Here is a 17333-nt window from a genome sequence, read left to right as displayed (position 1 = left end):
TGGCGCGCGATGCGTCCAGCCTGTGCCTGGGCGTGCGGGATGGTCTGCATGTTATTGCACGTTATCCGCCCCGGCATGGACCGGATCAAGAAAGACTCCACGAAGGAGTTGACGTGAAAACGACCCTGGGCGCTGTGGTGCTGCTCGTCGCCAGTTCGGCCGCGTGCGCACAATCGAGTGTCACGATGTACGGCCGCGTGGATGGCGGCATCGAATACCTCAATCACATTGCGAACGGCAACGGCGGCAGTGACAGCCGCTGGAGCGCCGAAGGCGGCGACTGGGGCACCAGCATGTTCGGCCTCAAGGGTACCGAGGACCTGGGCGGCGGCAGCGCCGCGATCTTCAACCTCGAAACCGCGGTGCAGATCATGAATGGCACCACCGGCGGCGGCCGGCTCTGGTCGCGCCGGGCGTACGTGGGTGTGAAGAACGACACGTGGGGTCAGCTGCAAGCCGGCCGTAATCTTTTCATCGACAGCGACGGCGTGTGGGCGTTCGACCCGTTCGTGCAGCAGGCCGTGTCATCCGCCTCGCTCGTGCGCGGGCGCAACTGGCAGCAAACGAGCAACAACGTCGAATATCACAGCCCTGTGTGGAATGGCTTCGACGTGCAGGGGCAGTATTCGTTCGGTAACCAGCCCGGCAACTTCAACGCGGGCGCCCAAGGCGAATTCGGCCGTTCCAACGGCATCATGCTCTCGTATCACTCGCCGCTTTTCGACGTGCGCGGCATTTACGACGAACTGCGCGATTCGAGCGGCCGCTTCTCCAACATTTTCACGGCCTCGCGCGAATACTTCGTGGGCGGCAACCTGCGTGTGCAGAAGTTCAAGATCCAGGCAGCGTACACGCATTACTCCGCGCCCGATTCGCCGCCCGGCATTTCCGATACCGCCGACCACTACTGGCTGGGCGCGACCTACCAGGCCACGCCGAAATGGGCCGTGACAGCCGCCGGTTTCTATATCCATGTAGGCGAGGGCGGCGGCGACGTATCGCACGACCCAGCGAGCCACGCCATGCTATACGCGTTGGGCACCACCTGGAACCTGAGCGCTCGCTCATTCCTGTATGGCACGGTTGCCTATGTCAACAACGGCAAGAGCGGCACGTTCTCCGTATTCGCCACGCCGCGCGACTCGAGCACACCGACGAGCCCACTGGCCGGCCAATCGCAGACCGGGGCCTACGTGGGCATGATGCATGTGTTCTGAATCCACGCTTCATCCGCCATCGCAGACGGCATTCTTCGAGGAAGGTTGAGATCATGGCCAGACAATCGAAACCGTTGGGCGTCATCGGCGTCATCTCCGTGCTGTTCACGTTGCTCACCGCGATCTACCTGCTGGCGGGCGGCGCGTGGCTGATTTCGCTCGGTGGTTCGCCGTATTACGTCGTGACGGGGGTGCTGCTGCTGATCTTCGCCTGGCTGCTATGGCGCGCGAACTCCGCGGCGTTCGTGCTCTATGCGATCGTGCTGATCGGCACGGCGATATGGGGGCTTTGGGAGTCCGGGCCGGACTTCTGGGCGCTCGCGCCGCGCTCGGGCGTGCTGGTGGTGTTCGGCATCTGGCTGCTCGTGCTCATGAGCTGGCACCTCGAGCGCCCGCGTCAGTTGGGCGTGGTCTCGCTCGTGGTGGGGCTGCTCGTGTGGGGCGGCGTGCTTGCCTATGCGCATTTCAACGACCCGCAGCAGATCAACGGCACGCTCGCGGCCGCGAGAGCCACGCCGGCGCCGAACCCCGAAGGCATCCAGCCTTCCGAGTGGCCCGCCTATGGCCGTGACCAGCAGGGCACGCGCTATTCGCCGCTGCAGCAGATCACGCCCGATAACGTACACAACCTTCAGGTGGCCTGGACCTTCCGCACGGGCGACACGAAAGGGCCCAACGATCCGGTCGAGATCACCAACGAAGTCACGCCGATCAAGATCGGCGATCTGCTCTACCTCTGCTCGCCGCACCAGATCCTGTTCGCGCTCGACGCGCAAACCGGTGAGCTCAAGTGGAAGTTCGACCCGAAGCTCAAGGCCGATCCTTCGTTCCAGCACGTGACCTGCCGCGGCGTGTCGTTCATCGATCTTTCGGCGGCGTCGGTGAACGCCGCCGCTGCGGCTCTGGAGGCCACGGCCGCGAGCGATCCGGCTGCCGTTGCGCCCGCGAGCGAAACCCGGGTCGCGCCCGCCGTCGCCAACGGCACCTGCACGCGCCGCATTCTGCTGCCGGTGAACGACGGCCACCTCTACGCGCTCGACGCGCTCACGGGCGAGCGCTGCCCGGGCTTCGCCAACAACGGAGACCTCGATCTGCAGCACGCCATGCCGGTCACCACGCCGGGCATGTACGAGCCCACGTCGCCGCCCATCGTCACCAACAAGGTGATCGTCGTGGCAGGCGCAGTGGAAGACAACTTCTCGACGCGCGAGCCCTCGGGTGTGATCCGCGGCTACGATGTGCGCACCGGCGAGCAGCTGTGGGCGTTCGATCCGGGCGCGCCCGAACCCAACAAGATGCCGGGGCCGGGCGAGCACTACGTGTGGAATTCGCCGAACTCGTGGGCGCCGGCCGCGTACGATCCCAAGCTCGACATCGTCTATCTGCCGATGGGCGTGAAGACACCCGACATCTGGGGTGGCGACCGCACACCCGACATCGAGCGTTACGCAACGGGCCTGCTCGCACTGCACGCCTCGACGGGCAAGCTCGCCTGGTTCTACCAGACGGTGCACCACGATCTGTGGGATATGGATCAGCCCTCGCAGCCCACGCTCGCCGACATCACGGACAAGGACGGCAAGATCGTGCCGGTGATCTACGCCCCCGCGAAAACGGGCAACCTGTTCGTGCTCGACCGCCGCACGGGCGCGCTGGTCGTGCCCGCCCCCGAACAGCCGGTGCCGCAGGGCGCCGCGCCCGGCGACCATGTTTCGGCCACGCAGCCGTTCTCGCAGCTCACGTTTCGCCCCTCGAAGGATCTCACCGATGCCGACATGTGGGGCGCCACGATGTACGACCAGCTCATATGCCGCGTGATGTTCCACCAGTTGCGCTATGAAGGCACGTTCACACCGCCTTCGCTGCAGGGCACACTCGTATTTCCGGGCAACCTCGGCATGTTCGAGTGGGGCGGCCTTGCCATCGATACCGATCGCCAGGTCGCCGTGGCCAATCCAATCGCGCTGCCGTTCGTCTCGCGGCTGATTCCGCGCGGTGCCGGCAACCCAATGGAGCCGCAGCCGGGCGCGAAGGGCAGCGGAACGGAGGCGGGCATTCAGCCGCAGTACGGCGTGCCTTATGGCGTGACGCTCAATCCGTTCCTCTCGCCGGTAGGCCTGCCGTGCAAACAGCCCGCGTGGGGCACCATCGCGGCGATCGATCTCAAGACCAACGAGATCGTATGGAGGCGGCGCATTGGCACCGTGCGCGACAGCTCGCCGTTGCCGCTGCCGTTCAGGATGGGCATGCCGATGCTGGGCGGTCCGATCGTCACGGCTGGCGGGGTCATCTTCATCGCGGCGACGGCGGACAACTATCTGCGCGCCTTCGACGTGAACGACGGCAATCTGCTGTGGCAGGCTCGGCTACCCGCTGGCGGCCAGGCCACGCCGATGACGTACTCGGTCAACGGCCGCCAGTTCGTGGTGATCGCGGCAGGCGGGCACGGCTCGTTCGGCACGAAGCTCGGCGATTACGTGATTGCCTACGCGCTCCCCAAGGAGTGAGCCGCTCGCGAACCGCCCGGCGCAGCCGGGCCGCCGCGAGTCCCGCATTGTCACGGACTGCCAGGCATCACATCGAGGCGGCAGACGCTCGCACAGCGCCTGCCGCTTCCCATGTAGATGGCGCCGCTGGTGCGCGTCGCTCGCCTCTCTCCTTTGTTGCCTACATGAATCGAACATTGCGCGCGTCGCGCGTGTGGACTGCACTGTCCGTGGCAACCTTGTCCACGTTGCCCGCGACAGGCGCGCACGCGCAAAGCTCTGTCACGTTGTATGGGGCGCTTGACACGAGCATCGAAGTCACCAACCCGGGCGCGGGCTGGGTCGCTCGAATGGACTCGGGCGCGTATCGCGGCTCGCGCTTCGGCGTGCGCGGCGTGGAAGATCTCGGCGACGGCATCAAGATCCTGTTCGAACTGGAGAACGGCTTCGGCTCCAACGACGGCACCTTGGCGGTACCCGGCACGATCTTCAACCGCCAGGCGTGGATAGGCTTGGGCACGCGCTGGGGCACGCTGCGGGTGGGGCGGCAATATTCGCCGATCTACATTCCGTTCAAGGGGCAACTCGACGCGTTCGGCGCGGGAACCATCGCCTCGGGGCTGAACAATCTCTCGAAGATTACACCGTACGAATCGAACGCGATTGCCTGGCTGTCGCCCGAGATCTACGGCTTTTCGACCACGCTGATGGCTTCGCTGCGCGACCCCGGCACGGGCAGCAACGGCCTTGCCGGCAACATCGAAACCTTCGAATGGCGCCACGGCCCGTTTCGGATTGCGTATGCGCATCAGCAGCAAAACGGCAATGGCGCACTGCGCGCGAATCTAGGCGGCGTTTCGTATGTTTTCGGCCCGGTCACCGGCTATCTCGCGTATTTCAATGGCGATGGCGGCACACCGCGCAACCATAACAATGGCGTTTCGATCTCGGCGCGCTACGAGATCACGGCCCGATTTCGCGCTTCGCTCGGGTACACCTGGCTGCACGATCTCTCGGGCGCCGACAACGACGCCGACCAGTTCAGCGCCGCCTGCGAGTACGACCTCTCGAAGCGCGTGTTGCTCTATGCGAGCGCGGGATGGTTGCGCAACCAGGGGCAGGCAACGTTCACGCTACGCGGCGTGAATGTTGCCGGGCTGCCTCCTTCATGGCCGGGCGCGCCAGTGCGCGGCGTGCAGTTCGGAATGATCGACCGGTTCTAACGAGCGCCTCCTGTCCACTCGATCCCCTGTAAATGCGCCGCGAAATCAATGGACAATGCGGACCACATGTCGCCAACGATCGCGCTCGACCTCGCTTGCTCGCTGCCAGGACGGCGCTTCATTCGAAGGCCACGCAAAGGCGTTCGAGCGGCACGGCAGTCAGTACGCAGATCGAAAAGGCGAGCCCGAACGTGAACGCCACGGAAGTGGTCGCGCCACACCACGCAATGAAGCGATGGGCGTCGCGCCTGCTGTTTGCGATGTAGACGATCCTGCGCCAGGCATGGCCGGCCGCAAAGGTAATGGCGAGCGCGACGAGAAACGCGCCAAGCGATGCCAGGATGACGATCCACTGGGTGTCGAGCCACGTTGGCGCCTCGCTTTGCGCGACAGCGTCGGCGCACGCCCTGGAGACGAGCGTGACGCCGAGCGCGAGGTGGAGGAGCCAGATCAGCGGTACGACGCACAGACCGAGCCAGGCGGCGATGCGCTGTGCACGCGTGGGCGTGGAGCGCGGGCCGGTCGCGGCGGGTTGCGGGGATGATGGTCCGGAGGTCATAGGGCCTCCCGTTGGACGCCACGCGGACGGGGGCGCAGGAGGTGTGCCCGATTGGTCCTATTTGATTTTACATAACATAAATTAGCGAACTTTCTGATGTAGGGGCTACGTCCTAATGTCGTGACTTTAGTGCCAGTCGTTCTCGGCAGCGCGAGCGAAGACGACCCACGCCTCCGGGTCAACTTCTACTGGAACCGCATCAAGGGACGCCCCTTTACAGGGTCCGTCGATGCACTTTCCATCGTCGAACCGGAACAGCGCGCTATGGTGTGCGCACATCAGCACCTGTGACCGATAGCAAGAAACGCTTCCCGGCACAAAGTCCAGGGATACGGAAAAATGAGGGCAACGATTGACGTATGCCCAGACGTTGTCGCCACGCCGGACAACGACGATGGGGCGCCCCGCTGATGCTTCGTCGAGAACGCGGGCACCACCGTCCGGCACTTCGGCGAGACGACACAACTGGCGTACGCTCATCGCTCAAACCCGTTGTTCAGGATTGCCGAGGCTCCAGTCCCACGGCCGGACCTCGACCCGCGAGAACAGCCCTTCTTTCATGTACGGGTCCTCTCCAACGAACCGCATCACCGCGTCGATGTCGTCCGCTTCTACGACGAGAAGCGTGCCGTTCATCGCATTGCATAAAGGTGCCAGCGTGGGCCCGCCCAGACGTACGAAGACGCCGTGCTGGGACGCGCTGCGCAAATAAGTCCGATGGCTCGGACGCACGCGCTCGCGGACCTCACGCATGCCCGGCTTGTCGGTGGCGAAGACTGCGAAATAGCGACGCATTGTTCAGCTCCGGTCAAGCACGAAGTCGTAGTTCGCCTCGCGATACGGGCCATCCAGATTGAAACGACGGGCGAGTTCATCGCCGGCCGGCCGCTCACGGTAGGCAACCAACAGCGACGGCTTGACGCCGAAAACCGCATCCGATTCGAGGTACTTGTCGTCCTTGTCGAACAGATGGGTCACGAGCGTTCGGTGCCCAGGCGCCTCGATCATGAAATGCAGATGCGCAGGCCGCCACGGATGCCGACCGGTTGCATTGAGCATCCTGCCGACCGGACCGTCAGTTGGTATGGGATAGCTGACGGGCAGAATCGTTGTGATTGCGTAGCGACCTTCGGCATCCGTGCGGTAGCGGCCACGCAGGTTGCCATGCGGCTGCCCCGTGTCCTGGCCGGAGTACATGCCGTTCTCTGCCGTCTGCCAGACGTCGAGCACCGCGTTCACAATCGGAGTGCCATCGGTGGTGCGCACCTGACCACGGACGATAACCGGCGTGCCAGGGGTGAAGGCCATGTTCTCGCCATAGGCACGCTCGGGCATGCCCTTGATGTAGAACGGGCCGAATACGGTCGTATCCGTTGCTCCGGTCGCGAACCGGTGATTTATCGCATCGACGAGCATGGAGACGCCCAGCGTGTCCGAGAGCAGGATGAATTCCTGACGCACGACGTCGTCGCACATCTTCCCCGTCTCGGTGAGAAAGCGGATTGCGGACATCCATTCGGCCTCCGTCGGCTCCGTTTCCCGGACAAAGGCATGAATATGTCGCACGAGGCTCTGCATCAAGGTGCGCAGGCGCGCGTCCGGTGTGCTGGCAAAGCTGGCGACAACCTGCTCGGTCAGCCGCGCATCGCCATCGTCATGTTCTGTAGTCACGTGTGTCTCCTTTCATGTTTCCAGCTGCTCAATGCGGTACGCGCCCTTCCCACGCGTCCTGCAGCAACTCACGAATCGCCGCGCGCTCGATCGGCCGCGGATTCGCATAGGGGTTCTTGCAGGCAATATCGGTTGCTTCGTCGAGACCGTCCTGCGGCATGCCGATGTCTGCGAGCGCCGCAGAGATCCCGAGCTTGCCGTTCAGTTCGAACAGCAGCGGACCGGCCTGGGCGGCTTCGCTGCCACCCAGTGCACGTGCGACCCGGCACAGTGCCTCGGGCGCGGCAGCGTGGTTGTAATGCGCAGTATGGGGCAGCATCGCCGCATGCGTCTGCGCGTGCGGCAGATTGAACGTGCCGCCAAGGGTATGGCACAGCTTGTGGTGTATCGCCATGCTGACCGCGCCGAGACACGTCCCTGCGAGCCAGGCACCGTACAGCGCCCGGCTACGCATTTCGCGGTCGTCCGGCGCACTCACAATGACCGGCAACGCTTCGCCGAGCGCGCGGATGGACTCCTCTGCCATCAGGCTGATGACGGGATTCGCGTCCTCGGCATAGAGCGCTTCGACGGCGTGCGCCAGAGCGTTGACGCCAGACGCTGCGGAGATACCCGCCGGGAGCGAAAGCGTCAGCGACGGGTCATAGATGACGGTGCGCGGCAACACTCGCGCATCGCGGCCCGTGCGCTTCAGACGGCCTTCCGTGAGGCCAAAAATCGGCGTCATTTCGGAACCGGCGTAGGTCGTTGGCACCGCGAGAATGGGCAGGGACGACTCGAGTGCAATCGCCTTGCCCAGACCGATGGTGGACCCGCCGCCAATGGCGATGCAGCAGTCCGCGTCAAGCTCGCGCGCCGTCTCGCGCGCCGCTCGGGCGACCTCCACCGGGACGTGCATGACAGCCTCGGCGCAGACGCCGGCGGCGCGCTCGCCGAGTACATCCTTTGCCTGGTCCGCGAGATGACGCTGCTCGGGCGTCGACAGGATCAGTGCCCGCCGGGCACCGAGTTTCGTCAACTCGTCCGGCAGCTTTGCGATCGCCCCCCATTCGAAAACTACGCGCGAAGGGGTTCCCTGATAAACAAAGCGCTCCATGGCAACCTCAGCGTTTGAAGTGCGGCGGAACGTTACCGTCGACGTTGACCCACACCGAACGCGCTTCGGTGTAGTCGTGCATTGCTTCGAAGCCCATTTCGCGGCCGTACCCCGACTTCCCGACACCGCCGAACGGGCTGCCGGGATTCACGCGCTTGTAGCAGTTAATCCAGCACATACCGGCGTTGATTTGCGCGGCGGTCTTGTGCGCGCGCGAAAGGTCACGGGTCCACAGGCCGCTGCCGAGACCATATTCGGTCGCGTTCGCGATGGCCAGCGCTTGTTCATCGCTGCCGAAGCGCAGCACCGTGACAAACGGTCCGAAAACCTCTTCCTGTGCGATACGGTCCGACGCGCGCTTCGTCTCGATGACCGTCGGGCGCACGTAATAGCCATTGGCCAGCGAGCTATCCTGCGGTGCGCTACCGCCGGTGAGGACGCGTCCGCCCTCCTCGCGCGCCACATCGACGAACGTAAGCACGCGGTCCAGATGCTGCTTCGAGGTCAGCGGACCCATTTCGGTATTCGGGTCGAGCGGGTGGCCGACGCGGATGGATGACGCGAGCGAAACGAAACGCTCGAGGAACTCGTCCGCGATGCGTTCGTGCAGGACAAGGCGCGAACCTGCGATACATGCCTGCCCCTGATTGTGGAAGATGGCCCACGCCGCGCCGTTGATCGCAGCGTCGAGGTCGGCGTCATCGAACACGATATTCGCGCCCTTGCCGCCGAGTTCCAGTTGCACGCGCTTCAGGTTGCCCTGCGACGCTTCGACAATGCGGCGGCCAGTCGCCGTCGAACCCGTGAATGCGATTTTCCCAACGCCGGGATGTTCAGCAAGCCGCTGACCGGCGGTATGGCCGTAGCCCGGGACGATATTCACCACACCTGCGGGGAAGCCGACTTCCGCCATGAGTTCGACGATGCGCAGCGTCGAGAGCGGTGTGATTTCCGACGGCTTCAGCACCACCGTGTTGCCCGCTGCGAGCGCCGGCCCCATCTTCCAGCTCGTGAACATCAGCGGGAAGTTCCAGGGAACAATCTGGCCCACGACGCCGATAGGCGCGCGCTGCACGTAGTTCAGGAACCCCGTTTCTACGGGAATCACGGAGCCCTGCAGCTTGTCCGCCATGCCACCGAAGTAGCGGAAGCACGCGGCGGTGCGCGGCACGTCGAGCGAGCGCGAATCGCGAATCGGATGGCCCGTATCGAGGGATTCCAGCTGTGCCAGCTCCTCGGCGTTCGCTTCGATGGCATCGGCGAGGCGCAGCAGAAGGCGGCCGCGTTCTGCTGCAGGCATCGCCGACCATTTCGGAAACGCGCGGGTGGCGGCTTCGACAGCGAGGTCGACATCTGCGGCGGTCGCTGCGGCGATTTTCGTGATGAGCGAGCCGTCGTGCGGGTTGAGCACGTCGATGGTGCCGCGGTCAACGGCGTCAACGAAACGCCCGTCAATGAAGAGTTGGGTTTGCATGAATCGTCCTCGATTTATTGCTGGCTCACTGCCTGGAACTCGATGGGATACGGAGCGAGTTCACCGCTCTCATAGCGCTGCGGCAGGTTCGGCGTGGCGTTTTCCCAAACCAGCAGCATCGAGCGTTTCGTCGAGTAGCCTTGATGGCGGATGTCGGCAGGCATCGCACAGATGTCGCCTGCACGCATGGTGATTCGGGCACGCGGCGCGCCGGTGTTCTTGTCGCCGATATCCCAGACGATTTCATCGGAGAGCTGCAGGAACCATTCGACACGGTCGTTGCCGTGGAACACCGGCAGGATGAATTCTTCGGTCGTCGGGCAGAACAGGCTCAGGCCGCACACCGACGTCACCGACGGATTCCACGTCACATCCGAACGGGAAAGGTATTTGAAGAGGTTGAACGCATGAAGCTCGCCTTCGAATCCGGGTTCGGCATGCACTTCCGGCTCGTCCTGAATGACGTCCGCGAATGCGCGATTGACCGGGAGGTCGTCGCGCAGCGGCGAGTCGCCTTCGAGACCCGGCATACGGCGCGTAGCGATGCGCTTGCGTTCGATTGCCGCGCCATTCTCGCCATGCTTGCGGCCGAATGCCGTGCCGGTTTCTTCCGGCGCCGCGAACGGATCGAAGCCTTCGTTCGTCCAGTCGTGCAGCATGGCCTTGAACGTTGCCATGATGGTCGGCGTTTCGAACGTCTCGGTGTAGTCGACGCCCGCTTCCTTCAGAATGCCGTTGAACGTGCCTGCGTACACATCGACCTTGCCGTAGTGATTGCGCGTGCCGAACACGTGGTCGAAGTTCACCCAGCCGTAGAAGAAGCCCCATGCGACGTCGCGCATCATCGCGCGCAGGAAAGCGTCTGCGGGCACAGCATGCGTGCGCGTCTGCCCCTTTGCGGGCCAGCTGATTTTCACGAAATACTCGTCGCGCTGGAAATCGAATTCACCGAGCTTGAAGCGGCGGTAGCCGGTGACGGCGTCGGGCTCCGTGGAACGCACCGTGTCTGCTGCAAAATCTGCGGGATGGTCGAGGGTATCGAGGGCGGCCATAGCTTGTCTCCTGGTATTCGAATGTCGGCTGTCGAGCGGTCAGTGCAGGCAGATGTCGGCCCACTTCTCCACGGACAGCTCACCGAGAATGGTCTGCACGAGAGCGACGCCCGGCTTGCTTGCGACAAAGCGGTATGCGCAGCCTGCGGGGAGAAGCGCCTGGTGTCCCTTGCGCAGAACCACGTGGCCCATCTTGCGACCGGCGGGTTGCGCGCCGGCGCTTACGGTGCCACGCCCGGACTTCGGCGGATCGTCGAGCTTGATGAATTCGATCTGGACTTCGCCATCCATCTGGATGGTGAATTCGTCGTGAGCACAGGCGAACCACGGCGATACACCTTCGGTCCGGAGCACTTCGATGACGTATTCGAGATTCTTGCCGACGACGACCTTTTCGTAGGGCGCCGACCTGGAAGCCACCTCGAAGATGTTCGAGAAGGCGTAGTGACGAGCGCTGCCGCTCGTGATTTCAATGTCGCCTTTTTTGTAGCTATCGAGCGAGCCAAAGACGGTATGGAATGCCGTGTCGGTCATTGCTGTCTCCTGTGTTGAACTGCTTGTCGGGATCAACTCTAGGGGCAATGGCGGGTAGCAACAACCTGCGGGACAGCGACTACGGCATTTGCGATTCGCGAATAATCCCCACGTGAATTAGCTGATTACCGAATCCAGCCTCGCTCGAGCAAAGGCACATCCCATGACGGCTCGCTGCCGATATATTCCGCAAGGAACTCAACGAGCGCCTTCACCTTCAATGCCTGACGCTGCGTTGCGGGATAAACAGCGGCAAAGCTCAATGCCGAGAGGTCATAGTCCGTCAAGACAGGCACCAAAGTACCGTTCACCAGCGCTTCGCTTGCAACCAGGGTTGGCAAACAGACAATGCCCCCGCCCATAAGCGCATAGTCCCGAAGCAGATGAACAGAATTCGAACGAATCATGCCCGGCAATTCCATCTCGACCACCTCGTCACCGTGCGTCATCGTCCAGCGATTTCGCGAGGGATATCCCGAGTAAAGCGCAGTTGTGTGCTGCAGCAGGTCGGCCGGATGTTGTGGTGCGCCGTGTTTCTCGAGATACGACGGCGACGCACAAAAGAGACGGCGAACGGTAAACAACCGACGTTCGATGAGCGACTCGGAAATCGGCGGGAAAATCTGGAACGCGATATCGAAGCCTTCTTCAACCGGGTCGACAACGCGGTCGTTCACGATGATATCGAGCTGGATTCCCGGATAGCGCTGGTTGAATTCGGCCAGTGGCGCGCCGAAATGTCCAAGCGCAAACCCGGGGAGCATCTGGATGCGCAAGCGCCCTGTCGGCGTCGCGCGAAGCTCGCGCATCTGGTCAGTCAATTCATTGACGCGGCCCACGACCTCAGCACACTCGCGATAGAACGCCTCCCCGACCTCCGATAGCCGGACATGGCGCGTGCTACGGTGGAAGAGCGGCGCGTTGACGAACTTCTCGAGTTGCTGGATGCGGTTGGTCACCACGGAACTCGCCACACCAAGCTGCCTTGCCGCTTCGGCGAAGCTGCTCGCCTCCGCCACTCTCACGAATGCCTCGATGCTTAGAAACCGGTCCATGCGGCGCCTTTTCCCAATGCAAAGTGCCAGTCTATCTGGACCAGACTGCTCGCTGCGTCACCCAGAAGACGTCACACTGTCACTAGATTGATGTCAATCTCACATATAGGGCACGTTAGTGCGTGCGCCTTGTGGATTGCCCCTATTGCGTCTGCGCTGATTGCCTCGCGTCGCGACACCAGGCTCGACACAAGCGAAGGTTGGCCTGTGGCGAAGCATTCAGCATCCATCCGTTCAACAAGTGGGCCGACAACCGCGATACATCCGGGGCGGCGTAGAGAAACCGCCGCCGGCTTCGCATCTGAATTACCGCGGCTGCTCGCCTGCAGCGAGTTTCGGTCGCAGGACAGCACTGCGCTGCAGGACGGCCGGCGCGGTTTCCTTGAGAAGCAGGCTGACCACGACGCCGAGGACGACGGCGCACATCGGCAGCCAGAGGATGTTCTGGATACCGAAGTGAGTGGCGACGTATCCGCCCATCGCCGGCGCAATGCCGCCACCGAAGATTTCGCCCACGCCGACGACCGCGCCAATCGACGTCGAGACTAGCCCGATGGGTGCGGCTTCAGTCGCAACCGGTCCGGAGAGCAGCGAGACCACGCCGAGCGTGAAGAACGACGCGACGAACAGCACAGCGAATAGTGCAAGCGGTTGAGGGCCCAGACCACGGAAAATGTAGAGCATCACAGCGGTTCCCGCGAAGCCCACGACGCTGGCCAAACGGCGGCCGACGAGGTCTGAGAGACCCGGCAATCCGAATTGCCCCAGGAAGCCGCCAAAGCCGATCGCGGAGACAACCAGGCCCATTTTCTGGGTGTCGATCGACAGGTAACCCGTGAGATACAGCGGCAGCAGCGCGCCAAGAACGAACACGCCGGTCATTGCGCAGCACAGCGCAAGCATGGCAACGAGGATGTTCCTGCTCTTGAGCACATGACCCAGCGACGCTGGCGCATGCTCCGAAGCGACCTCCTGCACCACCTTCGGCTCACGGATGACGAAGAACATAATCGCTCCGAGAACCAGGCCGGGAATGGCGACGAAACCGAACACCCAGCGCCACGTGACAAAGCTGAGCAGTTGCGTTGCGATGATGGGCGACAGCGCCAAACCGAACAGCGCGAAACCACTTTGCTGCAGGCCGAGATTCAGCCCGCGGCGGCGCGGATGCGATGCGTCTGCCGTTGCAGCGAAGCTGGTCGGGCAGAACGAGCCCTCAGCAACACCCATCAGGCCGCGAATGGCGATGAGGCTGAAGAGCCCACCCGCGAGACCGGAGAAACCGGAAAGCAGCGAAAACGCGATGATTGCGGGAATGAGAACCTTCCGGCGGCCCACCTTGTCCGAGATGCCGCCCATCAGGGCAGCGAAGATGCCCCACGAGAGGCCGAGCACTCCGATGCAGTTGCCGACGTCCTGAGCAGTCAGGTTGAGGTCCTTCATGATTGAAGGGAACAGCGGTGCGATGAGCCAGCGGTCCAGACCGACCAACCCGAAGCCCAGGGCCAGCAGCGTTACCGCCTTCCATTCGTAGGAGGTATCCCACTCGTTTGCTTTCATTTCCGTCTCCGTAACCATTGGCTCGTTGCGCGTGCGCCGGGAGCGGAACGCCAGGGCCAATGCCGTTTTTTGCGTGCGAAGTCAATCGCGAGGTGTAGTCGACCGTCTTTTTCAGTGCGAGACGCCCTGCGACTACCCGGCCGACGGCACAAAGATAGGTGCAAGGCTCACTATTGCGGTATGGAAGAACCAGCGAACGCGATATTCGCGAAACGCGAATAATCGGCGCCTTTAAGCGAAAGGCGTTCTCTGGAAAGCACAGTGCGACGAAAGCTGGGACGAAATGGACACGGGATCAGCGTGCCCCGGGGAATCCCTCGTAGACATTGCAGAGGGGGCGCAGCGGTACGCTCATTGGTGAAAATACGTGCGCCAACATTTGAATCCCGCTGCGCAACGCGGGACGGAATGCCAATGCGACCAACCCGCGCTTCGTTCGGGGATCAAACGGGTGGCGAAGGCGATCGAACCGTGTCAGTTGTAGCCCAGGATCGCCGCTGTTTCGACATCGTGTCGATCGAGCGGGTTGCCGGCTAGCAAGACAGTCGGCGGCAGCAGTAAAGAACGGTACGGCAGCGCGAAGGTCGCGCTCGCCTGATTGCCGTTGCGCTGCTTGGTTTCCTGCGCGTGGGTGCTATCGGGGTGGCTCATTGATGCTCCTGCTGGTTGGTGAGTCATTTCAGATGGGTTGCTTCGACGGATGAATGTCGTTTATGTCAGTGCCTGTGCTTCGCTTCAATAACCGGCTTCGGGTGCGTTTCGTGATGACGATCACCGCCAGGACCACGGGCCCTATCGCCAGACCTTCGGCGAGTTCCGGCTGGATCGGCAGACTGAGCACGTGTAGCGCCTTGAAGGCAGCCGCTACCAGCGAAAGCACGTAGTAGGAGATCGCTGCAACGGAGAGACCCTCGACGGCATGCTGCAAATGGAGTTGATTGCGGGCGGTGCGTTCCATGCCGCCGAGCAGGCGGGTGACATCCCTTTCCTGCGTGAGATTGACTCGCGTGCGCAACAGATCGACCGCACGCGCAATACGGGCCGCGAGTACCTCGTGGCGTGCCCAGACGCTGCGACAGGTTTCCATCGCAGGTGCAAAGCGGCGTTCCATAAACTCCTGGATCGTGGGCATGCCCTCAATACGTTCTTCACGCAACTCGTGAATTCTCGCCAGAACCAGTTTCTCGTAAGCGTGTGATGCGCTAAAGCGCGAGCTCGAGCCCGCCAATGATTCGACGCGAACCGCAAGGTGCGTGAGTTTGACAAGTAGTTTCGAGTCATCGCCTTCCGCTCCCTCTGCGTCCATGCCCTGCATGAGCGCCTGAAGCGAAATATGAATTTCGTCCAGTTCGCGGCTCATCCGGCGTGCGACCGGCAGTGCCAGAAGCGCCATCATCCGGTACGTTTCAATTTCGTATAGCCGCTGCAACAGTCGGCCGCCCTGCTCCTCGCGAAAGCCGTCATCGAGGACGAGAAAGCGCGTGAAGCCATCGGGTCGCACGCACCAGTCGCAAAACGCCTGGCCCCCGCCGAGCACATCGCTTCCGACGAGAATCGGTCCATCGATCCAGTGGCGTACCGCGCCACGTGCCACACGCGCTGCTTCACCCGTGAGCAGTTCCATGCGTGACGCGACGAGCCGGCTGCCGGCGAGTTGCGCAAACCAGTTCGCAGGAATGCCCTGAATGGCGATGTCATCGAATAATGCTTTGTCGCGGCGGGGGCTGACGAACGTAAACGTGGAGAACTCGGCATGGCGCTCCCACTTGAGCTGCCATCCGCTCGGTGATTGAAAGGAATAGTGGGTCGCGCCTTCTGCCGGAACCGGGATTTTCGTGTCCCTGCACAACGTCTGCAATAGCGCGTCGTGTAACCACGGCTTGTGCTCGGTGAAGACCGCATAGTGAATGAGCGAAACGGATTCGGCCAGCTTTAGAAACGGCCGGGCGTGCAGTTCTGCAGCCAGGGCGGCGCGTAACGGATGGTCCAGGTATTCCGGGGTCGTCGTTTTCACGATGCTATTCACGCAGTGAGAGCGATGCTTCGATAACGAGGCAGGCAAGAAACTATGGCGGAAGTGCAGCAACAAGCAAAGCTCGTAGTTTTGATCGATATCTTCAGTTTTTCTGATGGATAGAGACAGGCACACGTGAAGATCGATACACGCGTGGCAACTGCGATCGGCAAACCGTCATTCGAACTGCGCTGCACGATGCGGCTTTCAAGGGAATCTGCCTGCGCGATCGCGTGAGGCGCCCTCGGCTAACCTGTTAGCAGAACATGTGTTGACGATCGGCGCGCTGCGCCGGCGGGCGGCGCAGCGCCAATGCTGGCTCAGCGCGCGGCGGCCTTCGCAACGGCCGCATTCGCCGAAGCCACCGCCGTCATGTTGATGATGCGTCGCACCGTCGCCGCAGGCGTGAGGATGTGCACCGGCTTCGACGCGCCCAGCAGGAACGGGCCGACCGTCACGCCTTCGCCGCCGATCACCTTCAGCAGGTTGTACGCGATGTTGGCCGCTTCCACGTTCGGCATGATCAGCAGGTTCGCCTCGCCCGTGAGCGTCGTGCCCGGGAACGACTGCTTGCGGATCAGCTCGGAGAGCGCCGCGTCGCCGTGCATTTCGCCGTCCACTTCGAGCTGCGGAGCACGGGCGGCGATCAGCTCGCGCGCGGCCTGCATGCGCTGCGACGTCGACGAACGCACGCTGCCGAAGTTCGACGAAGAAAGCAGCGCGACCTTCGGCGTGATGCCGAACTTTTCGATCTCGCGTGCGGCGAGGATCGTCATGTCGGCGAGCTGCTCGGCGCTCGGCACTTCGTTCACGTAGGTGTCGCTGATGAAGATGTTGCGCCCCGGCAGCATCAGCAGGTTCATCGCCGCGTAGTTTTCGGCTTCGCTGGCCTTGCCGAACACCTGATCGACGAACTTGAGGTGATAGTCGAAGCTGTTCAGCAGACCGCAGATCATGCCGTCGGCGTCGCCCAGATGCACGAGGGTCGCGCCGATCAGCGTGTTGAACTTGCGCATCGACGCCTTCGCGACCTCGGGCGTGATGCCCTGGCGCGCGCCGAGTTCGTGGTACGCCTGCCAGCCCTTCTGGAAACGCGGATCGTCTTCAGGATCGACGATCTCGAAGTCGGTGCCGGGACGCAGCTTCGAGCCCATCTTCTTCAGGCGCATTTCCACGACCGACGGACGGCCCACGATGATGGGCCTGGCGATCTTCTCGTTGAGCACGAACTGCGCGGCGCGCAGCACGCGCTCGTCTTCGCCCTCGGCGAACACGATGCGTGCGCACTTCGCCTTCGCCGCCGCGAACACGGGGCGCATCACCATGCCCGAGCGGTAGACCGTCGCGCCGAGCTGCTCGCGGTAGGCTTCCATGTCCTGGATCGGGCGCGTC

At 62.8% G+C, this 17333-nt stretch carries 16 protein-coding genes; 3 read left to right on the top strand and 13 right to left on the bottom strand.

Features of this window, described 5'->3' with window-relative positions:
• Positions 1-134: 134 nt before the first annotated feature.
• The 3 genes from BMI01S_RS29140 to BMI01S_RS29130 all read left to right on the top strand — a co-directional run bounded on the left by BMI01S_RS29140 (position 135) and on the right by BMI01S_RS29130 (position 4926).
• Positions 135-1217 (top strand): porin, encoded by a 1083-nt coding sequence (locus BMI01S_RS29140; RefSeq protein WP_028232196.1) that lies wholly within the window; start codon positions 135-137, stop codon positions 1215-1217.
• A gap of 53 nt (positions 1218-1270) precedes the next feature.
• On the top strand, positions 1271-3724 hold the full coding sequence (locus BMI01S_RS29135) for a glucose/quinate/shikimate family membrane-bound PQQ-dependent dehydrogenase (RefSeq protein WP_028232197.1): 2454 nt from the start codon (positions 1271-1273) through the stop codon (positions 3722-3724).
• Between the two features lie 164 nt (positions 3725-3888).
• Positions 3889-4926: a porin gene (locus BMI01S_RS29130; RefSeq protein ID WP_028214726.1), complete on the top strand. Its 1038-nt coding sequence runs from the start codon at positions 3889-3891 to the stop codon at positions 4924-4926.
• Between the two features lie 118 nt (positions 4927-5044).
• Here the strand turns inward: BMI01S_RS29130 and BMI01S_RS29125 are convergent, their stop codons facing one another.
• From BMI01S_RS29125 to BMI01S_RS29075, 13 genes are all read right to left on the bottom strand, one after another.
• Positions 5045-5485, bottom strand: a complete 441-nt coding sequence (locus BMI01S_RS29125; RefSeq protein ID WP_028214725.1) for a hypothetical protein — start codon at positions 5483-5485, stop codon at positions 5045-5047.
• A 126-nt stretch (positions 5486-5611) separates the two neighbouring features.
• Positions 5612-5965 (bottom strand): Rieske (2Fe-2S) protein, encoded by a 354-nt coding sequence (locus BMI01S_RS39450; RefSeq protein ID WP_081723531.1) that lies wholly within the window; start codon positions 5963-5965, stop codon positions 5612-5614.
• A 3-nt stretch (positions 5966-5968) separates the two neighbouring features.
• A complete protein-coding gene (locus BMI01S_RS29120; RefSeq protein ID WP_028215321.1) occupies positions 5969-6280 on the bottom strand; it encodes a YciI family protein in 312 nt (103 codons plus the stop codon).
• A gap of 3 nt (positions 6281-6283) precedes the next feature.
• Positions 6284-7156, bottom strand: a complete 873-nt coding sequence (locus BMI01S_RS29115) for an intradiol ring-cleavage dioxygenase (protein ID WP_028232198.1) — start codon at positions 7154-7156, stop codon at positions 6284-6286.
• A 28-nt stretch (positions 7157-7184) separates the two neighbouring features.
• Positions 7185-8252 carry a maleylacetate reductase gene (locus BMI01S_RS29110; RefSeq protein WP_028232199.1) on the bottom strand — a complete coding sequence of 356 codons (1068 nt, stop codon included), beginning with the start codon at positions 8250-8252 and terminating at the stop codon, positions 7185-7187.
• Between the two features lie 7 nt (positions 8253-8259).
• On the bottom strand, positions 8260-9726 hold the full coding sequence (locus BMI01S_RS29105; protein WP_028232200.1) for an aldehyde dehydrogenase family protein: 1467 nt from the start codon (positions 9724-9726) through the stop codon (positions 8260-8262).
• Between the two features lie 14 nt (positions 9727-9740).
• Complete coding sequence (locus BMI01S_RS29100; protein WP_028232201.1) at positions 9741-10778, bottom strand: hydroxyquinol 1,2-dioxygenase; 1038 nt, start codon at positions 10776-10778, stop codon at positions 9741-9743.
• Positions 10779-10817: 39 nt separating this feature from the next.
• Positions 10818-11312, bottom strand: a complete 495-nt coding sequence (locus BMI01S_RS29095; RefSeq protein WP_028232202.1) for a cupin domain-containing protein — start codon at positions 11310-11312, stop codon at positions 10818-10820.
• 125 nt (positions 11313-11437) lie between these two features.
• Complete coding sequence (locus tag BMI01S_RS29090; RefSeq protein ID WP_028232203.1) at positions 11438-12367, bottom strand: LysR family transcriptional regulator; 930 nt, start codon at positions 12365-12367, stop codon at positions 11438-11440.
• 306 nt (positions 12368-12673) lie between these two features.
• Complete coding sequence (locus BMI01S_RS29085; RefSeq protein WP_028232204.1) at positions 12674-13927, bottom strand: MFS transporter; 1254 nt, start codon at positions 13925-13927, stop codon at positions 12674-12676.
• A gap of 474 nt (positions 13928-14401) precedes the next feature.
• The gene (locus tag BMI01S_RS42085; protein ID WP_167334438.1) at positions 14402-14578 is read right to left on the bottom strand and encodes a hypothetical protein; all 177 of its coding nucleotides are present in this window, start codon (positions 14576-14578) and stop codon (positions 14402-14404) included.
• A gap of 28 nt (positions 14579-14606) precedes the next feature.
• Positions 14607-15917: a DUF3422 family protein gene (locus BMI01S_RS29080; RefSeq protein ID WP_028232205.1), complete on the bottom strand. Its 1311-nt coding sequence runs from the start codon at positions 15915-15917 to the stop codon at positions 14607-14609.
• Between the two features lie 344 nt (positions 15918-16261).
• Positions 16262-17333: phosphate acyltransferase (locus BMI01S_RS29075; protein ID WP_042291426.1), on the bottom strand; the 1072-nt coding region annotated here is incomplete at its 5' end.

Source organism: Paraburkholderia mimosarum LMG 23256 = NBRC 106338 (genome assembly GCF_000739815.1).
Lineage (GTDB): Bacteria > Pseudomonadota > Gammaproteobacteria > Burkholderiales > Burkholderiaceae > Paraburkholderia > Paraburkholderia mimosarum.
This window is presented reverse-complemented; position numbering and strand designations above follow the sequence as displayed.

Excerpts from the sequence above, each read along its gene's own strand:
- BMI01S_RS29135 (WP_028232197.1), top strand. The coding sequence starts at position 1,271 with ATGGCCAGACAATCGAAACCGTTGGGCGTCATCGGCGTCATCTCCGTG.
- BMI01S_RS29130 (WP_028214726.1), top strand. The coding sequence starts at position 3,889 with ATGAATCGAACATTGCGCGCGTCGCGCGTGTGGACTGCACTGTCCGTG.
- BMI01S_RS29125 (WP_028214725.1), bottom strand. The coding sequence starts at position 5,485 with ATGACCTCCGGACCATCATCCCCGCAACCCGCCGCGACCGGCCCGCGC.
- BMI01S_RS39450 (WP_081723531.1), bottom strand. The coding sequence starts at position 5,965 with ATGAGCGTACGCCAGTTGTGTCGTCTCGCCGAAGTGCCGGACGGTGGT.
- BMI01S_RS29120 (WP_028215321.1), bottom strand. The coding sequence starts at position 6,280 with ATGCGTCGCTATTTCGCAGTCTTCGCCACCGACAAGCCGGGCATGCGT.
- BMI01S_RS29110 (WP_028232199.1), bottom strand. The coding sequence starts at position 8,252 with ATGGAGCGCTTTGTTTATCAGGGAACCCCTTCGCGCGTAGTTTTCGAA.
- BMI01S_RS29105 (WP_028232200.1), bottom strand. The coding sequence starts at position 9,726 with ATGCAAACCCAACTCTTCATTGACGGGCGTTTCGTTGACGCCGTTGAC.
- BMI01S_RS29100 (WP_028232201.1), bottom strand. The coding sequence starts at position 10,778 with ATGGCCGCCCTCGATACCCTCGACCATCCCGCAGATTTTGCAGCAGAC.
- BMI01S_RS29095 (WP_028232202.1), bottom strand. The coding sequence starts at position 11,312 with ATGACCGACACGGCATTCCATACCGTCTTTGGCTCGCTCGATAGCTAC.
- BMI01S_RS29090 (WP_028232203.1), bottom strand. The coding sequence starts at position 12,367 with ATGGACCGGTTTCTAAGCATCGAGGCATTCGTGAGAGTGGCGGAGGCG.
- BMI01S_RS29085 (WP_028232204.1), bottom strand. The coding sequence starts at position 13,927 with ATGAAAGCAAACGAGTGGGATACCTCCTACGAATGGAAGGCGGTAACG.
- BMI01S_RS42085 (WP_167334438.1), bottom strand. The coding sequence starts at position 14,578 with ATGAGCCACCCCGATAGCACCCACGCGCAGGAAACCAAGCAGCGCAAC.